The sequence below is a fragment of the Streptosporangium sp. NPDC006013 genome (assembly GCF_040614275.1).
Taxonomy (GTDB): domain Bacteria; phylum Actinomycetota; class Actinomycetes; order Streptosporangiales; family Streptosporangiaceae; genus Streptosporangium.
This window is the reverse complement of sequence record NZ_JBEXUE010000083.1, coordinates 1-15,435: the sequence shown is the minus strand read 5'-3', so window position 1 is coordinate 15,435 and position 15,435 is coordinate 1. Positions and strand designations below refer to the sequence as shown.

18 protein-coding genes are annotated in these 15,435 nt (G+C 70.7%); 11 read left to right on the top strand and 7 right to left on the bottom strand.

Annotation, left to right across the window (positions count from 1 at the left end):
- The first annotated feature begins 29 nt into the window (after positions 1 to 29).
- Together ABZ260_RS15560 and ABZ260_RS15555 are read left to right on the top strand one after the other, a co-directional pair.
- A complete protein-coding gene (locus ABZ260_RS15560; protein ID WP_355617247.1) occupies positions 30 to 1,070 on the top strand; it encodes a glycosyltransferase in 1,041 nt (346 codons plus the stop codon).
- An 18-nt stretch (positions 1,071 to 1,088) separates the two neighbouring features.
- Positions 1,089 to 1,370, top strand: a complete 282-nt coding sequence (locus tag ABZ260_RS15555) for a metal-sensitive transcriptional regulator (RefSeq protein WP_344966736.1) — start codon at positions 1,089 to 1,091, stop codon at positions 1,368 to 1,370.
- 88 nt (positions 1,371 to 1,458) lie between these two features.
- Here the strand turns inward: ABZ260_RS15555 and ABZ260_RS15550 are convergent, their stop codons facing one another.
- From ABZ260_RS15550 to ABZ260_RS15540, 3 genes are all read right to left on the bottom strand, one after another.
- Positions 1,459 to 1,740, bottom strand: coding sequence for a hypothetical protein (locus ABZ260_RS15550; RefSeq protein WP_350925654.1), 282 nt, complete (start codon positions 1,738 to 1,740; stop codon positions 1,459 to 1,461).
- Positions 1,741 to 1,855: 115 nt separating this feature from the next.
- Positions 1,856 to 3,199, bottom strand: coding sequence for a hypothetical protein (locus tag ABZ260_RS15545; protein ID WP_355617244.1), 1,344 nt, complete (start codon positions 3,197 to 3,199; stop codon positions 1,856 to 1,858).
- 167 nt (positions 3,200 to 3,366) lie between these two features.
- Complete coding sequence (locus ABZ260_RS15540; RefSeq protein ID WP_355617240.1) at positions 3,367 to 3,909, bottom strand: gamma carbonic anhydrase family protein; 543 nt, start codon at positions 3,907 to 3,909, stop codon at positions 3,367 to 3,369.
- 140 nt (positions 3,910 to 4,049) lie between these two features.
- Between ABZ260_RS15540 and ABZ260_RS15535 the strand changes: the two genes are divergently transcribed.
- Entirely contained in the window at positions 4,050 to 5,282 is a 1,233-nt protein-coding gene (locus tag ABZ260_RS15535) for a hypothetical protein (protein ID WP_355617238.1), read from the top strand.
- Positions 5,283 to 5,539: 257 nt separating this feature from the next.
- Here ABZ260_RS15535 and ABZ260_RS15530 read toward each other — a convergent pair whose 3' ends face one another.
- The 4 genes from ABZ260_RS15530 to ABZ260_RS15515 all read right to left on the bottom strand — a co-directional run bounded on the left by ABZ260_RS15530 (position 5,540) and on the right by ABZ260_RS15515 (position 8,319).
- Positions 5,540 to 5,770, bottom strand: coding sequence for a hypothetical protein (locus ABZ260_RS15530; protein ID WP_350959463.1), 231 nt, complete (start codon positions 5,768 to 5,770; stop codon positions 5,540 to 5,542).
- Positions 5,771 to 5,896: 126 nt separating this feature from the next.
- Positions 5,897 to 6,649, bottom strand: a complete 753-nt coding sequence (locus ABZ260_RS15525; RefSeq protein ID WP_355617235.1) for a GntR family transcriptional regulator — start codon at positions 6,647 to 6,649, stop codon at positions 5,897 to 5,899.
- A gap of 151 nt (positions 6,650 to 6,800) precedes the next feature.
- Complete coding sequence (locus ABZ260_RS15520) at positions 6,801 to 7,283, bottom strand: VanZ family protein (RefSeq protein WP_355617233.1); 483 nt, start codon at positions 7,281 to 7,283, stop codon at positions 6,801 to 6,803.
- Between the two features lie 277 nt (positions 7,284 to 7,560).
- The gene (locus tag ABZ260_RS15515; RefSeq protein WP_355617231.1) at positions 7,561 to 8,319 is read right to left on the bottom strand and encodes an IclR family transcriptional regulator; all 759 of its coding nucleotides are present in this window, start codon (positions 8,317 to 8,319) and stop codon (positions 7,561 to 7,563) included.
- 73 nt (positions 8,320 to 8,392) lie between these two features.
- Between ABZ260_RS15515 and ABZ260_RS15510 the strand changes: the two genes are divergently transcribed.
- The 8 genes from ABZ260_RS15510 to ABZ260_RS15475 are packed head-to-tail and all read left to right on the top strand — an operon-like array spanning position 8,393 to position 15,308.
- The gene (locus ABZ260_RS15510) at positions 8,393 to 9,847 is read left to right on the top strand and encodes a 2-hydroxymuconic semialdehyde dehydrogenase (protein ID WP_355617229.1); all 1,455 of its coding nucleotides are present in this window, start codon (positions 8,393 to 8,395) and stop codon (positions 9,845 to 9,847) included.
- Positions 9,840 to 10,637: a fumarylacetoacetate hydrolase family protein gene (locus tag ABZ260_RS15505; protein ID WP_355617227.1), complete on the top strand. Its 798-nt coding sequence runs from the start codon at positions 9,840 to 9,842 to the stop codon at positions 10,635 to 10,637. The genes ABZ260_RS15510 and ABZ260_RS15505 overlap by 8 nt, the downstream gene beginning before the upstream one ends.
- The gene (locus ABZ260_RS15500; protein ID WP_350925673.1) at positions 10,634 to 11,572 is read left to right on the top strand and encodes an acetaldehyde dehydrogenase (acetylating); all 939 of its coding nucleotides are present in this window, start codon (positions 10,634 to 10,636) and stop codon (positions 11,570 to 11,572) included. The genes ABZ260_RS15505 and ABZ260_RS15500 overlap by 4 nt, the downstream gene beginning before the upstream one ends.
- The gene (dmpG, locus tag ABZ260_RS15495) at positions 11,569 to 12,582 is read left to right on the top strand and encodes a 4-hydroxy-2-oxovalerate aldolase (RefSeq protein WP_355617217.1); all 1,014 of its coding nucleotides are present in this window, start codon (positions 11,569 to 11,571) and stop codon (positions 12,580 to 12,582) included. Before ABZ260_RS15500 ends, dmpG begins: the two co-directional genes overlap by 4 nt.
- Positions 12,579 to 13,352, top strand: coding sequence for a fumarylacetoacetate hydrolase family protein (locus ABZ260_RS15490; RefSeq protein ID WP_355617215.1), 774 nt, complete (start codon positions 12,579 to 12,581; stop codon positions 13,350 to 13,352). The genes dmpG and ABZ260_RS15490 overlap by 4 nt, the downstream gene beginning before the upstream one ends.
- A gap of 46 nt (positions 13,353 to 13,398) precedes the next feature.
- Positions 13,399 to 13,821 carry a RidA family protein gene (locus ABZ260_RS15485; protein ID WP_355617213.1) on the top strand — a complete coding sequence of 141 codons (423 nt, stop codon included), beginning with the start codon at positions 13,399 to 13,401 and terminating at the stop codon, positions 13,819 to 13,821.
- A complete protein-coding gene (locus ABZ260_RS15480) occupies positions 13,818 to 14,333 on the top strand; it encodes a 3-hydroxyanthranilate 3,4-dioxygenase (protein ID WP_350925681.1) in 516 nt (171 codons plus the stop codon). Before ABZ260_RS15485 ends, ABZ260_RS15480 begins: the two co-directional genes overlap by 4 nt.
- 3 nt (positions 14,334 to 14,336) lie before the next feature.
- A complete protein-coding gene (locus tag ABZ260_RS15475) occupies positions 14,337 to 15,308 on the top strand; it encodes an amidohydrolase family protein (protein ID WP_355617211.1) in 972 nt (323 codons plus the stop codon).
- The last annotated feature ends 127 nt before the right edge of the window (positions 15,309 to 15,435 follow it).

Genomic DNA, 15,435 nt, shown 5'->3' with positions numbered 1-15,435 from the left:
TCTGCCTGCTCGTCCCATCCGTCTACGGCATGCGTGGTGATACCCGCTCGGTGGTCAACCTCGCGGGAGAGCTGGCAGAACGTCACGACGTCGAGATCATCAGCGTCCGCCGCCAGCGGGAGAGGCCGTTCTTCCCCGTGGCGTCCGGTGTGAAGCTGTCCTGGGTGGTCGACGCCCAGCCGGGGGTGCGGCACCTGCTCCCGCGCGGCCAGATGCGCACCGAGGTCGCTCTCTGGCGGCGGTTGCGCAGCCTGAAGGCCGACGTGCTCATCAGCACGCGCCCCGGCCTGAGCGTCCAGGTGGCCAGGCACGCGCCGCGTGACGTCGTGCGGGTCGCCCGTGAGTGGGGCCGCCCGCCGGTGCCGGGGCCGATCAGGAAGTTCTACCCGCGCCTGGACGCGGTCGCCGTCGCCACCGAGTCGAGCAGGCAGGAGTGGGACCGTCTGCTGGACGGGAACGTCACGGTCGGCACGATCCCGGACGCGCTGCCCGCCGGGCCGTGGCCACGCTCGCGGATGGACAACCGCATCGTCGCCGCGGGCGGGCGCCTGGTGCCGGCGAAGGCCCACGAGCGGTTGATCCGCGCGTTCGCCGCCGTCGCGGGCAAGCGCCCCGACTGGCGGCTGCGCCTGTACGGCGGGGGTCCCGAGGAGAAGCGCCTGCGGGCCCTCGTCGGCGCCCTCGACCTGCACAACCACGTCTACTTCATGGGCACCACCTCCGACCTGACCGGCGAGTTCGCCAAGGCCTCGATCGTGGCGACCACCTCCAGGACGGAGGTGCTCGGGATGACCGTGATCGAGGCGATGGCCAGCGGGGTGCCGGTGATCGCGTTCGACGGCCCGCGGGGAGCGGGCGAGTTCGTGGCCGACGGGCGGAGCGGGGTCCTGGTCGCCGAGGGGGAGGGCGAGATCGAGGCGTACGCGTCCGCGCTGCTCGCGCTCATCGACGACGAGCGGCGGCGGCGGGAGCTCGCGGCGGGGGCACTGGAGGCCGCGGCGGTTTACGGCGCGGGCGCGGTGGCGGACCGCTGGGAGAAACTGATCGCGGCTACATCCCGCTGTGCCTGACGCGGGTACCGTTGGGACATGCATGGGTACAGCGGTGACAAGCAGGCTTATCTGACCCGGTTACGGCGGATCGAGGGGCAGATCAGAGGCCTGCAGCGGATGGTCGAAGAGGATGCCTACTGCATCGACGTGCTGACCCAGGTGTCCGCCGCCACGCGGGCGCTCCAGGCGGTGGCGCTCGGCCTGCTTGAGGATCACATCGGTCACTGCGTCGCCGACGCCATCAACACCGGGGGCCCGGAGGCGCAGGAGAAGGTCAAGGAGGCGTCGGCCGCGATCGCCCGTCTCGTCCGTTCGTGACTAGTCACATGACTATTTTTTCCGACCACGTCCCGGACCCCGTTACAGGGTCCGGGACCGGGTCTTGAAAACGGTTCTTCCGGTGGCTTCAGCAGACAGCCGAAGCACTCAACCCGAGCGCGTTGTCGAGCTCCACCAAGGTGAGGGGCCGTTCGCTGATGGCGACGGCGGACAGCACCTCGGCATAGAGCGCGATCTCGTCCAACGCGACACGGTCGTGGACTCTAGAGTCCAGGTCGTCGTGCCCCACCGCGTCGTCCTTCCTTCCGCAGCCCACACCCACTTCGAGGTTACGGCGGGCGGTCATCGGTGCCCATGGCCCATCGGGACCATTCCTCGCCCCGCCCGGCACGTCCTCAAGGAGGATCATTTCCCGATTACGAGATCACAATTCAGCTAATTGTCTGATGCGTAGGGGCCTAGAAGGATATAGGGAGAGTAAGGATGAAATAACTCTATTTGTGGTTTAAGCATACCGGCGTGTGTCAGAAGTGGCGTGGATAGGTCCCCGATACTCCCGGGACGGGGTCGTCCCGCTCGTGTGTCAGCCGGTGCACGACAGCCGAGGCCGTCGTGAAACCGCGCTCGGGTACCTCGGTCCCGGTGAGACGGCACCACGCGAGCCCGGTGGCGTAGGCGGCGCCGAGCAGGGCCGCGGCCGAGGCCCGGTCCGGCGGGTGGAGCGCGGAGGGCAGCTCGCCCGAGCGCGGCCAGCAGCCCCGCAGCGGGTGCGCGGCGTCGGTGAGCACCACGTGGAGGATGTGCCGCAGCTCGGGATCCAGCCACGGGTAGAGCCCGTCGGCCACCCTCGGCGCGAAGGCCGCCAGGTCGGCGGCGAGCAACGAGGCGGCCACCGCCCGTGGATCGGCACCCATCGGGGCGAGGAAGCCCAGTGCCTGGACCAGGTCGTAGACCATGTGCTGGAAGTGGTCGCCGGGTGAGGCGTCGGGCAGCGTCATGTGGGCCGGGCAGCGCGAGAGCCACGCGTGGCGTACCACCTCGTCGCCCCGGTGGGCGATGACGGGATCCTGGCAGGCCCGGCGGAGCAGCGGTTCGATCATGGCCAGCAGGGCGTCGGCACGCGGCCCGAATCTCGGGTCGCCGCGTACCACGGCGGCGGTGTCGGCCATCAGCGCGACCAGCCGCAGGCCCGCCTCGGGGTGCCCCGCCCTGACCCGCTCGCCGTACAGCGCGACCAGCTCGCCCAGCGAGGTGGGCGGCAGCCAGCGGACCCACTCGTCGCCGGGCAGCGGGCGGGCGAGGAACTCCCCGAACATCGACAGCAGTACCTCGTTGCCGTCGAAGGCGGGGGCGTAGGCGCACCACATGAGCGTGCCCCAGATCGCGGCGACCGGGCTGGCCACCTCCCCGGCGAAGAGCCGGGTGAACGGCCCGGTGAGCGGGAAGTCCTCCCTGCGCCTGCCCCGCTGGGCGATGACCAGCTCGCGGACCCGCTCGGTGATCTCGTAGGGCACGTCGGGGCCGACGAACCCCTGGATCGACCCACGGTCGACGGCGAAGTCGGGGCCGGTCGGGATCAGATGCGGCAGGACCATCGAGGTGACCTGGATGACCTGCGCCGCGGCGCGGAAACCCAGGTCGGTGGGAGGTGCGGTCAGGTACCAGCGGCCGTCGGCGGGATCCTGGCGGTACCACCGGGCGTGGGCACCGAACAGCCAGCGCCCGCCGTCCGGGGTGGCCAGCGTGCGCTGGGCGATGGCCTGGGCCCGCGCGAGCGGCGGGAGACCCGTCCACCGGTGGTCGGCGACCATGGTCCGCACGTCGCGCTCGATGGCGTCGAACCCATCCCACTGCCACATGCCGGTCATCGGCATTCCGGGGCGAGGGCCCCTGGCCTTCGCCACGGGCGGGATGCCCCTGCCTCCCTTCGGTCAAGGTGGTGTCCGGCACCGCGATCGCCAAGCGGGCCTCGCACGATCGTAAGGCTCTCCCGGCTGCTCCGGCAGGCGGGCGTTCAGGCCGGCGGGCGTGCCGTTCAGACCGGCGACGACACGGTCGCGGCCCGATGGCGGGCGGCCCTGGCGACGTAGCCGGCCGAGGTACGGGCGAAGGAGTCGCGGTCGTCGTCCGTGAGCTCTCGGACGATCTTCCCGGGGACACCCGCGACGAGTACCCCCGCCGGGATCTGCTTCCCCGGTGCCACCAGGGCGCCGGCTGCGATCAGCGACCCCGCGCCGATCCTGGCGCCGCCCAGCACGATCGCGCCGATGCCGATGAGCGCGCCGGTCTCCACATGGGCCCCGTGCACCATGGCCTTGTGCCCGAGGCTCACCCGGGGCTCCAGCACGGCCGGCTCGCCCGGGTCGGAGTGCAGGCAGCACAGGTCCTGGATGTTGCACTCCTCGGCGACCTCGATGTCCTCGTCGTCCCCGCGGAGGACCGAGCCGTACCAGACGTTCGCGGCGCGGCCCAGCCGGACCCTTCCGACGACCACGGCTCCCGGGGCGATGTAGGCGTCCGGATGAATCCGCGGAATCGCGTCGCCGTCGAGGGCGGCGATGTATGGCATGGCGTTCATGGAGACGATGTTAGAGGGGGGCGTTCTGTCCGGTATTTCGGCAAGCAGGTGGCGTGTTCAGGTTGCGGACTTGGGCAGTAAGCAGGAAAGTCGTCTCCTGACGTCACCTTTCCCGCCACACAACCTCCACGGGCAGTGCCATGACAAACCAGCACGAGAGCTTTCCCGACCTGATGCATGAGGACTCGTTCGAGGTCGTCATGCGCGGTTACAGCCGCCGACAGGTTCACGACTACATGGACCGCCACCGCCACCAGATTCGCGACCTGGAGGAGCGGCTCGCGCGCGCGATCGACCAGGCCGAGCAGGGCCGGATCGAGCTGTCCGAGGCACGCAGGAGGCTCTCGGACGCCCCGCAGGACTACGACGAGCTCGGCGAGCGGCTCAGCCAGATACTGAAGCTGGGAGAGGAGGAGGCCGCCTCCAAGAGGCAGGTCGCGGAGGCGGAGGCGGTCAAGCTCCGCGACGACGCGGCCACCGAGTCCGAGCGGCTGATCACCTCCGCGCAGGACCGGGCGGAGAGCATCCTGAACGCCGCGCAGCAGGAGGCCGAGCGCCGGGTGGCCGAGGCCACCGCCACCGCCGAGCAGAGGCTCGCCCACGCCGGAAACGAGGCGGAGGAGACGGTCAACGCGGCCCGTGCCGAGTCCGAGGAGACCCTGCGCAGCGCCCGTGCCGAGGCCGACCGGATGGTCACCTCGGCGAGGAGGGAGGCGGAGCAGACCGTCGAGCATGCCCGCGCCGAGGCCGAGTCCACGCTGAACGCGGCCCACTCGGAGGCACGGGCGACGGTCATCGCCGCCAACACCGAGGCGCACTCCACGCTGTCGTCGGCCCAGCAGCGGGCCAACGCCCTGGACGAGACCACCGGCCGCCGGGTCGTCTACCTCACCGACACCCACCACGAGGTCATGCGCCGCCTGCACGAGATGGGTGCCGTCCTGGGCGACCTGCTGCACCGGGAGAGCAGTGCGGGTCCCCTGGTCGACGAGGACGCGGTGCTGCCCCCGGCCCGTGTCCAGCCCGCGCTGACGGCTCCCGCCCCGGCCGAGGCCACCAACGACGTCTCCGACGTCTCCGGGGTCTCGGGGGGCTCGGGGGCCCCCGACGAGACGCCGGGCGCCGTGTCGGACGGCACCGAGGCGCCGGCGGGGTACGCGGAGCACACCGGGTCCGAGGGCGCGCGAGGCGCCGAGCCCGATGACGCCGAACCCGACCTGGAGTCCGTACGGGTGATCGTGGAAGACGACGCCCCCCGCGAGGACGCCGGTGACCGTTCTGCCGAGGAGCTCGAGGTGTACGACGACACCGACGTCGGCCTCGCCCGGGCCGCGGGAAAGAACGGGGGGAGGTACGCCGCTCCCCACAAATGAGGTCCCCTCGCCCCGAAGCGCGTGAACGGGTATCGGCGCGCGTGACCGTGGATCTCAGCGGTGCCGCGGAGATCATGAGCGGGCCAGCGTGGTTCTGGAGACCGGCGCGTGATCGTGGGTCCGCGGCGTGGTCGGAGCCCGGAGCCGTCCGGAGGTCAAGCGGAAGCCCCCGCCCCCGATAGGGTCGAGGGCTTCCGCGATTGGGGGCCCGGCGCCGGGACCGCATCGGATCCGCTCACCCCGGCACCGGGCGGTCTTCAAGTGTCCGTTTCCGGCTCCGCCTCGCCGGAACGTTCCCGCTGGGTGTGCAGTTGCTCACGCAGTTCCTCAGGGCCGTCCGCGTCGATGGTCATCGCGCAGCCGACATCACGCTGGGCGGAGGTCAGCGGGTGGTGGCGGGTTGCCCACCACCTGCCCGCGTCGCTCCGCCAGATCGTCCAGTCGGGGAACTCCCGGGCGATTTCCGCTAGATGTCGGTCGAAAGACATCCGTGCACCTTCCCCGCGCCCAGGCCCGTCTTTGCGACGTTCCACCTCTGACGGTGAGGCACTTCTCTAGAGAAATCAATGATCGTGAAGGACAGGTCAACCTATCGGTTGACGGATGGTCTTGAACTATGAGTCGAAGTCGTACTGAAGTACGTAAGAGGCGGCGTCCAGCACCATCTCGTTGATCTCGACGGCGACGCCGTCGGTGGTGCGGGCGACCCGGGCGATCACGATGACCGGGGTACCGGCGGGCAGGTCGAGCTGGACGGTCTCGTGGGGATGGGGCATGCGGGCGCGGATCTCCTCGGTGAAGTGCGCCGGGGCGTGGCCGAGCTCGCCGAGGCGCGCGTAGACGCCCCCCGGTCCGGTGTCCTCCCTTGTGATCGCGGTCCCCTCCACCAGTTCGGCGGGGAAGTGGGAGACCGACAGTTGCACCGGCCGCCCGTTCACCGAGTAGCGCCGCCTGCGGACCCACACCTCGGGGCTGTCCAGCACCCGTGCCACGGGGTCCTCGGCCCGCTCCCGGTCGATGTCCACCTCGTCCACGGTGTAGGGGCGGCCCTCGGTGTCGGAGTCCCAGATGGCCGCGCCGCGCCCCCATCTGTCACGAGAGAGCCGCCGGGAGCCGTGTCGCCTGATCGGGCGGAACTGCCTGACATACACCCCCGAGCCGCGTTTGGGGACGGCCAGTCCTTCGTTGATTAACACGGAAAGGGCCTGTCTGGCGGTGGCGCGGGCTATGCCGTGCCGTGCCATCAGGGCGTTCTCGCCCGGAAGCCGATCCCCGTCTCGGAGATCGCCGGACAGGATCGCTTCGCGAAGCCCGTCGGCGATGCGCCGATAGATCGGGGGCTCGGGAGGTACCGGGGACTGCTGCACGTTCGATCACCCTCTGTCACCAACCGGGTTTGGCGTCTCCAGAGAACTTGCCCCGTCTTGTCCACGATCGCACAGATACAGGGGTTGGTAACCTGTTTCTTTTGGGAGGTATCGTGCCCGTGTGGCGAGCTTAAGGAGTTTCTCCGGTCCGTTACCGTGGAACGATCCCAGCCGCTATTCGGTCGGCCCACCACCGGCGCGTCACGGCCGCGGCCAGTACGGCACCCGCCGTGTTGACGATCACGTCGTCGACGGAGCTCACCCGCCCCAGGCGCAGGACGTACTGGAGGATCTCCACGGTGAGTGAGGCGCCCGCCGCCACGGCCGCGATCCGGGCGAGCGAGGCGAGGTGCGCCGAGCGCACCGGGAGCATGGCGCCGAGCGCGGCGAAGACCAGAAGGTTCCCGCCGACCTGCACGAACGCCGCCTGCGCCGGCCCGTGGAGGGTCGCCCACAGGTCCACCAGGGGGAGCAGGCTGACGTCGGAGTCGCCCGCCCGAGGAGTGAGGATCATCCAGATCCAGGGGGCGGTCCCGGTCACCGCGACCACGTCGGCCAGGGCGGTGCGGACGGGGCAGGGGTGACCCTTACGGGCGCGGTGGCGGGCCAGCACGTGGATGGCGACAACGGCCACCGGGACCGCGAGGAAAGTCGCTATAACGATATTTCCCCATAGCTGCCATGCCTGGTGCATGAGGCAATGATGCCGGTGCGCGAAGCCCGGCCGACGGTCCTGTGAGGTTACGAGAAGGTGACCTTCAGGCAAGGGGCGTTCGGGGGCGCCGGACCGGAGTGGATCGGTACGGCGCGGGAGCCGGCGCGTCAGGCCCGGCGTGGGCCGGGGAATTCCGGGAACCGGAGCCTCGGGCCGAGTGGTGGCCGGAGTCGAGGCGGTCGCGACCGACCCGGGATCAGATGGTTCTGGTCAGGGCGCGGGAGATGCCCAGGGCGGCGGCCTTGACGGCAGGGGCCAGCCGGGTGGGCTGGAAGCGGGCCAGCGGGACCGAGATGGACAGCGCGGCCACGGCCACCCCGTCGCCGAACACCGGGGCCGCGATGCAGGCGCCGCCCCGCTGGGCCTCCTCCCGCTCGTAGGCCAGCCCCGCGGCCTGGATCTGGCCGAGCACCTCCTCCAGGCGCCGGGGGTCGACTATCGAGTGCGGGGTCAGCCGGCGGAGCGGTCGGCCGAGAACCTCGTCGATCAGGTCGGGTCCTGAGTAGGCCAGCAGGGCCTTGCCGATCCCGGTGCAGGTCAGCGGGAGGCGCCCGCCGACGTGCGAGGGCAGCGCGAAGGCCGTCTGGCCACGGATCTTCTCGACGTAGACGACGTCGAGGTCGTCGCGCACGCCCAGGTGGACGGTCTCGTGGGTGGCCTCGTAGAGGTCGTGCATGAAGGGCAGTGCCGCGTGTCTCAGGTCGCGCTCTCCGGGCACGATGCTGCCGAGCTCGAAGAGGCGGCGGCCGAGATAGTAGCCGTCGGGGCGGCGGGTGACCGCGCCGATCGAGGTCAGCTCGGTGAGCAGCCGGAAAGCCGTGGTCTTGGGCAGATGGCAGCGCTCGGCGACGTCGATCAGGCGCAACGGCCCGCCCGTGGGGCGGAACGCGTCAAGCACGAGCCAGGATTTCTCCAGCACGGACAACCGGTCGGGGTTCCGTTTCACGGAACTCATTCTTGCTTATGAACTACCTGGGCCCTATACCCGTATGGAGTGACCCAGCGAAGTACATCCCCGAGGAGAAGTCTTGTCTGACCAGGTGAACCACTTCATCGGTGGGGTGCCGGTCGCCGAGGGCGCGACGTTCGCCACGTACGACCCGGTGACCGGGCTTGTGGTGCGTGAGGTCCGCGAGGCGGACCGGTCCATCGTCGACAGAGCGGTGGCCGCCGCCCGCTCGGCCCTGCCCGCGTGGGCGGCGCTGCCGGTGGCCGAGCGGGCCGCCTGGATGCGCCGCCTCGCCGACGCGATCGAGGAGCGGTTCGAGGATCTGGTGGCCGCGGAGATCGCCGACACCGGCAAGTCGGTCACCCAGACCCGGACCCTGGACATCCCGCGCGGCGCCGCCAACTTCAGGTCGTTCGCCGAGATCGCGGCCCAGCACCCGGAGAACGCGTTCCACCTGACGGACGTGCTGAGCTACACGGTGCGCAAGCCCCTCGGGGTGGTCGCGGTGATCGTGCCGTGGAACCTGCCCTTCCTGCTGGCGACCTGGAAACTCGGCCCCGCGCTCGTCGCGGGCAACACGGTGGTGGTCAAGCCCTCGGAGCACACGCCCGGTTCGGTCGCGGTGCTCGCGGAGATCGCCGCCTCGATCGGCCTTCCCCCCGGCGTCCTCAACGTCGTGCACGGTTTCGGCGGCGGCTCCACCGGCCAGTTCCTGGTGGAGCACCCGGGCGTGGACGCGGTCACCTTCACCGGTGAGAGCCGCACCGGTTCGACGATCATGAAAGCGGTGGCGGACCGGGTCAAACCCGTCTCGTTCGAGCTGGGCGGCAAGAACGCGGGGCTGGTCTTCGCCGACGCGGACCTCGACGCGGCGGTCGAGGGGAGCGTGCGGTCGGTCTTCACCAACGGCGGTCAGGTCTGCCTGTGCACCGAGCGGCTGTACGTGGAACGGCCCGTCTTCGAGGAGTTCACCGCGCGGCTGGCCAGGCGCGCGGGGGAGCTGCGGTTCGGCCGCCCCACCGACCAGGACACCACGATGATGCCGATGATCTCCGCCGAGCACCGGGACAAGGTGCTCTCCTACTACGAGCTGGCCAAGAGCGAGGGCGCCGAGATCCGCGCCGGCGGCGGCGTGCCGCGTTTCGGCGACGACCGCGACGGTGGCTACTACGTCGAGCCGACGGTGCTGACCGGCCTGCCGCACGACTCCAGGGTGAACCGGGAGGAGATCTTCGGCCCGGTCTGCCACATCGCCCCGTTCGACACCGAGGCCGAGGCGGTCGGACTGGCCAACGACAGCGAGTACGGCCTGGCGGCGACGGTCTGGACCGCCAACCTGAGCAGGGCCCACCGGGTGGCGCAGTCGTTGGAGGCCGGGCTGGTCTGGGTCAACACCTGGTACCTGCGCGACCTGCGAACCCCCTTCGGAGGGGTGAAGCTGTCCGGCATCGGACGCGAGGGCGGCACGCGCTCGCTGGACTTCTACTCCGAACCCACCACGATCACCATCAGGCTGGAGCCGGGAAATGACTGAGTGGAGCGAGGCCGTCGACGCGCACCGGGATGCGGCCGACCGGTTGCTGGAGGCGGCGCGGAGCGGCAAGCCGTGCGCCCCGGTGCGTGAGACGTTGCCCGACCGGAGCGCCGAGACCGGCTACGCCGTACAGGAGATCAACACCAGGCGGGCGCTGGCGGAGGGGCGGCGGCTGGTCGGCAGGAAGATCGGACTGACCTCCCCCGCGGTCCAGCGCCAGCTCGGCGTGGACCGGCCGGACTTCGGGATGCTCTTCGCCGACATGGCCTACCTCGACGGCCTGCCCGTCCCGACCGGCCGCTTCCTGCAGCCCAGGGCCGAGGCGGAGGTGGCACTGGTCCTCGGCGCCGACCTGGCGGGCGGCCCCTTCACGGTCGCCGACGTGATCCGGGCGGTCGACTTCGTGCTGCCCGCGATCGAGATCGTGGACAGCCGCGTCGCGGAGTGGGACATCACGCTCGTCGACACGGTCGCCGACAACGCCTCCAGCGGCGCGTTCGTCCTCGGCAACACCCCGGTCGAGCTGCGCGGCCTGGACCTGCGCCTGGCCGGGATGACCATGAGCAAGAACGGCCTGGAGGTCTCCACCGGCGCGGGCGCGGCCTGCCTCGGACACCCGCTCAACGCCGCGGTCTGGCTGGCCGACGCGCTGGGCCGCACGGACTTCCCGCTGCGCGCCGGGGACGTCGTGCTCACCGGCGCGCTCGGCCCGATGGTCGGCGTCGAGTCCGGCGATGTTTTCGAAGCACACATCGAGGGCCTCGGCTCGGTCAGGGCGGTGTTCTCATGAAGATAGCGATCATCGGTTCGGGGAACATCGGCACCGACCTGATGTTCAAGGCGCTGCTGTCGAAGAAGGTCGAGGTCTTCGCGATGGCGGGCATCGACCCCGACTCCGACGGCCTGGCCCGCGCCCGCCGTCGCGGGGTCGCCACCACCCACGAGGGCGTCGAGGGCCTGGTCGCGCTGCCCGGGTTCGCCGACGTGGACGTCGTCCTCGACGCGACCTCGGCCGGCGCGCACCGGCACAACGACAAGGTGCTGCGGGCGCACGGCAAGCGGGTCATCGACCTGACCCCCGCCGCCCTTGGCCCCTACGTGGTGCCCCCGGTCAACCTGGAGGCGCACCTCACCGAGCCGAACCTCAACATGGTCACCTGCGGCGGGCAGGCCACGATCCCGATCGTCGCGGCGGTCGCCTCGCAGGCGCCCGTCCGGTACGCGGAGATCGTCGCCTCGATCGCCTCCCGGTCGGCGGGACCCGGCACCCGGGCCAACATCGACGAGTTCACCGAGACGACCTCCCGGGCGATCGAGCAGGTCGGCGGGGCGGCCAAGGGCAAGGCGATCATCGTCCTCAACCCGGCGGAGCCGCCGCTGATCATGCGTGACACGGTCTACTGCCTGGTGGACGAGTGTGACGAGCCGGCGGTGGTGGAGGCCGTGCGGGCCATGGTGGAGCGGGTCCGCGACTACGTGCCCGGCTACCGGCTCAAGCAGGACGTGCAGTTCGAGAAGATCCCGGCCGGGGAGCCGCTCCCCGACGGCACCCGCGACGGCGGCGTCAAGGTGACCGTCTTTCTGGAGGTGGAGGGCGCCGCCCACTACCTGCCCGCCTACGCGGGCAACCTCGACATCATGACCTCCGCCGCGCTGCGCACGGCCGAGCGCCTGGCCGAGGACCGTACCGACGACGAAGGCGCGCGCGCGGAGGTGAAGGCGTGAAACTGTACGTTCAGGACGTGACGCTGCGGGACGGCATGCACGCCATCCGGCACCGTTACACCGTCGCCCAGGCCGCCGAGATCGCCGCGGCCCTCGACGCCGCCGGGGTGGCGGCGATCGAGATCGCGCACGGCGACGGCCTCTCCGGGGGCAGCTTCAACTACGGCGTGGGCGCGCACACCGACGACGAGTGGATCGAGGCGGTCGCCGGGGCCGTGAGCCGGGCGAGGCTGACCACCCTGCTGCTGCCCGGCATCGGTACCATCGACGACCTCAAGCGCGCCCACGCGCTCGGCGTCACCTCGGTCAGGGTCGCCACCCACTGCACCGAGGCCGACATCTCCGCCCAGCACATCGCCACCGCGCGCGAGCTCGGCATGGACGTGTCCGGATTTTTGATGATGTCGCATATGGCGGAGACCGAGGAACTGGCCAGGCAGGCCAAGCTCATGGAGTCGTACGGCGCGCATTGCGTCTACGTGACCGACTCCGGTGGCCGGTTGACCATGGACGGGGTCAGGGAGCGGATCCGGGCCTACCGCTCGGTGCTCGACGAGGGCACCGAGATCGGCATCCACGCCCACCACAACCTGGGGCTGGGCGTGGCCAACTCGGTGGTCGCGGTGGAGAACGGCACCTACCGGGTGGACGCCTCCCTGGCCGGGATGGGCGCGGGTGCGGGCAACTGCCCGATCGAGGTGTTCGTCGCGGTGGCCGACCTGATGGGCTGGGATCACGGCTGTGACCTGAACGCCCTGATGGACGCGGCGGACAACCTGGTCAGGCCGCTGCAGGACCGGCCGGTCCGGGTGGACAGGGAGACGTTGACGCTTGGCTACGCCGGTGTCTACTCCAGCTTCCTGCGGCACGCCGAGGCGGCCTCGGCGCGGTACGGGGTCGACACCCGGACCATCCTGACCGAGGTGGGTCGCCGCCGGATGGTGGGCGGTCAGGAGGACATGATCGTGGACATCGCGCTGGACCTCGCACGTTCGGGAGAGCAGTCATGACCGACATCCACAAGCTCGCCGCGGTCCTGGACGAGGCCATCCGTACCGGTCGCGCGGTGCCCAGGCCCGAGCAGGACTACGGCGTGGCCGACGCCTACCGGGTGCAGGAGGAGCTGATCCGGCTCCGTCTTTCGCGGGGGGACCGGCTGGCCGGGGTGAAGCTGGGCTTCACCAGCGAGGGCAAGCGCCGCCAGATGGGCGTGCACGACATCATCTTCGGCCGGGTGCCGGAGTCGTCGGTCATCGGTGACGGCTCGTACGCGGACGTGTCCGGCTACATCCACCCGAGGGCGGAGCCGGAGGTCGTCTACCTCATCGGGCGGCGCATCGCGTCGCCGGCCGACGCGTTCGCACCGGACGCCGTCGCGGCCGTCGCCCCCGGTATCGAGGTCATCGACTCGCGCTACGAGGACTTCAGGTTCTCGCTGCCCGACGTGATCGCCGACAACACCTCGGCCGCCGGATACGCCGTCGGCCAGTGGCAGCCCTACGACCCGTCCCGGTGGAACCTGGGCGTCGTGCTGGAGATCGACGGGCGCGTGGTCCAGGTCGGGTCGACCGGCGCCATCCTGGGCGACCCGCGCCGGGCCCTCGCGGAGGCCGCACGCCTGGCCGGACAGATCGGGATGGTCCTGGAGCCGGGGTGGATCCTGCTCGCCGGTGCCGCCACCCCCGCCGAGCCGCTCGCGCCGGGCGCGCGGGTGCGGGCCGAGATCCAGCACCTGGGATCGGTGTCGTTCACCGCGTCCGCGCCCGAAGAGAAGTCCTGAAGGGGCGCCGGGATGCCTTCGGCGCCCGCGGGAGAGGAGAGAGAGCATGAGTGACGGGCTCGTCGTCACCGGGAAGGCCACCCCCAGGGGAAGGTTTCCGCACGTCAAGCGGGCGGGGGACTTCCTGTACGTGTCCGGGACCAGTTCGCGCAGGCCGGACAACACGATCGTCGGCGCCGAGGCCGACGAGTTCGGCACGGTCACGCTCGACATCGCCGAGCAGACCCGGGCGGTGATAGAGAACATCAAAGACATCCTCCGGGCGGCCGGAGCCGATCTGCGCGATCTCGTGCAGATCACCACCTACCTGGTGAACATCAATGACTTCGGCGGGTACAACGCGGTCTACGCGGAGTACTTCGACGAGGCCGGACCGACCCGCACCACAGTGGCCGTTCACCAGTTGCCGCACCCGCATCTGCTCATCGAAATTCAGGCCGTGGCCTACCGACCGGAGGGGCGCCCGTGATCCCACCCATCGACTTCACCAAGTGGATCGACGAGCACGCCCACCTGCTCAAGCCGCCGGTGGGCAACAAGATGGTCTTCGAGGGCTCCAGTGACTTCATCGTCATGGTCGTCGGTGGGCCGAACGCGCGGACCGATTTCCACATCGACCCGTACGAGGAGCTCTTCTACCAGATCCGCGGCAACATGCACGTCAACCTCATGACCCCCGAAGGACCGCAGACCGTGCACGTGCGCGAGGGGCAGATGTGGCTGCTCCCGCCGAACACGCCGCACTCGCCGCAGCGCCCCGAGGAGGGTTCCGTCGGCCTGGTGGTGGAGCGGATCAGGCCGGAGGGCGTGCTGGAGAGGTTCCTCTGGTACTGCCCGGAGTGCAGCGCCGTGGTCCACGAGGTGGAGCTTCAGGTCCGCGACATCGTGACCGACCTGCCGCCGATCTTCCAGGCGTTCTACGCCGACGAGAAGGCGCGCACCTGCGGGAACTGCGGCGCCGTCCACCCCGGCAAGGGATAGCCGTTGATCATTGATGTGCACACCCACCACGTCCCCAGGGGCTGGCCGGATCTCGGCTGGCCGGGGGCACCACGGCTCCGGGTCGACTCCGAGCGGGAGGCCGTGATCCTGCTCGGGGACCGGGAGTTCCGCCGGATCGCCGACGACTGCTGGAACCCCTCGGTCCGCCTGGAGCGGATGGACGCCGACGGGGTGGACGTCCAGGTCGTCTCGCCGACGCCGGTCTTCTTCTGCTACGAGCGCCCGGCGGCGGAGGCGGTACGGGTCGCGAAGATCTTCAACGACCTGGCGCTGGAGATCTGCGCCTCCGAACGGCTGGTGCCGTTCTGCCAGGTGCCGCTCCAGGACCCCGACCTGGCCTGTGCCGAGTTGGACCGGTGCATGGCCGCCGGGCACGCGGGCGTCGAGATCGGCAACCACGTCGGCGACCGTGACCTCGACGACGAGGGAGTCGTCCAGTTCCTCCAGCACTGCGCCGCCGTGGGCGCGCCCGTCTTCGTGCACCCCTGGGACATGGCGGGTGGGCCACGGCTGGAGCGCTGGATGGCGCAGTGGCTGGTCGGCATGCCCGCGGAGACGCACCTGTCGGTGCTCGCCCTGATCCTGGGCGGTGTCCTCGATCGGGTGCCGGACACGCTGCGCCTCTGCTTCGCGCACGGCGGCGGCTCGTTCGCCTTCTGGCTCGGCCGGTTCGAGAACGCCTGGCACCGCCGGGGTGACCTCGTCGGGGTCTCCGAGTTCCCGCCGTCGCACTACCTCGACCGGTTCAGCGTGGACTCGGTGGTCTTCGACGAGCGGGCGCTGCGACTGCTGGTCGACACGATGGGAGAGGACCGGGTCATGCTCGGCTCCGACTTCCCCTACCCGCTGGGCGAGTCGCCGGTGGGCTCGCTGATCCGAGGGGCGGGGTTCCTCTCCGAGGACGCCCGCGCCAAGCTGCTCGGCGGCAACGCCACCCGGTTCCTGGGCCGCTGACCCGGCGGCGAGCCGGGGAGCCCGGGTGCGGCGGGCTGGCCCGGCATCCCTTGTGGTGGCCGGTGAGGAGATGACCACAGCGACCCTCCCCGGACCCGCACCTCTTTCCCCTGCCCCCTCCATCCCC

Excerpts from the sequence above, each read along its gene's own strand:
- ABZ260_RS15545 (WP_355617244.1), bottom strand. The coding sequence starts at position 3,199 with ATGACCGGCATGTGGCAGTGGGATGGGTTCGACGCCATCGAGCGCGAC.
- ABZ260_RS15535 (WP_355617238.1), top strand. The coding sequence starts at position 4,050 with ATGACAAACCAGCACGAGAGCTTTCCCGACCTGATGCATGAGGACTCG.
- ABZ260_RS15560 (WP_355617247.1), top strand. The coding sequence starts at position 30 with ATGCGTGGTGATACCCGCTCGGTGGTCAACCTCGCGGGAGAGCTGGCA.
- ABZ260_RS15555 (WP_344966736.1), top strand. The coding sequence starts at position 1,089 with ATGCATGGGTACAGCGGTGACAAGCAGGCTTATCTGACCCGGTTACGG.
- ABZ260_RS15550 (WP_350925654.1), bottom strand. The coding sequence starts at position 1,740 with ATGATCCTCCTTGAGGACGTGCCGGGCGGGGCGAGGAATGGTCCCGAT.
- ABZ260_RS15530 (WP_350959463.1), bottom strand. The coding sequence starts at position 5,770 with ATGTCTTTCGACCGACATCTAGCGGAAATCGCCCGGGAGTTCCCCGAC.
- ABZ260_RS15500 (WP_350925673.1), top strand. The coding sequence starts at position 10,634 with ATGAAGATAGCGATCATCGGTTCGGGGAACATCGGCACCGACCTGATG.
- ABZ260_RS15540 (WP_355617240.1), bottom strand. The coding sequence starts at position 3,909 with ATGAACGCCATGCCATACATCGCCGCCCTCGACGGCGACGCGATTCCG.
- ABZ260_RS15485 (WP_355617213.1), top strand. The coding sequence starts at position 13,399 with ATGAGTGACGGGCTCGTCGTCACCGGGAAGGCCACCCCCAGGGGAAGG.
- ABZ260_RS15490 (WP_355617215.1), top strand. The coding sequence starts at position 12,579 with ATGACCGACATCCACAAGCTCGCCGCGGTCCTGGACGAGGCCATCCGT.
- ABZ260_RS15505 (WP_355617227.1), top strand. The coding sequence starts at position 9,840 with ATGACTGAGTGGAGCGAGGCCGTCGACGCGCACCGGGATGCGGCCGAC.
- ABZ260_RS15515 (WP_355617231.1), bottom strand. The coding sequence starts at position 8,319 with ATGAGTTCCGTGAAACGGAACCCCGACCGGTTGTCCGTGCTGGAGAAA.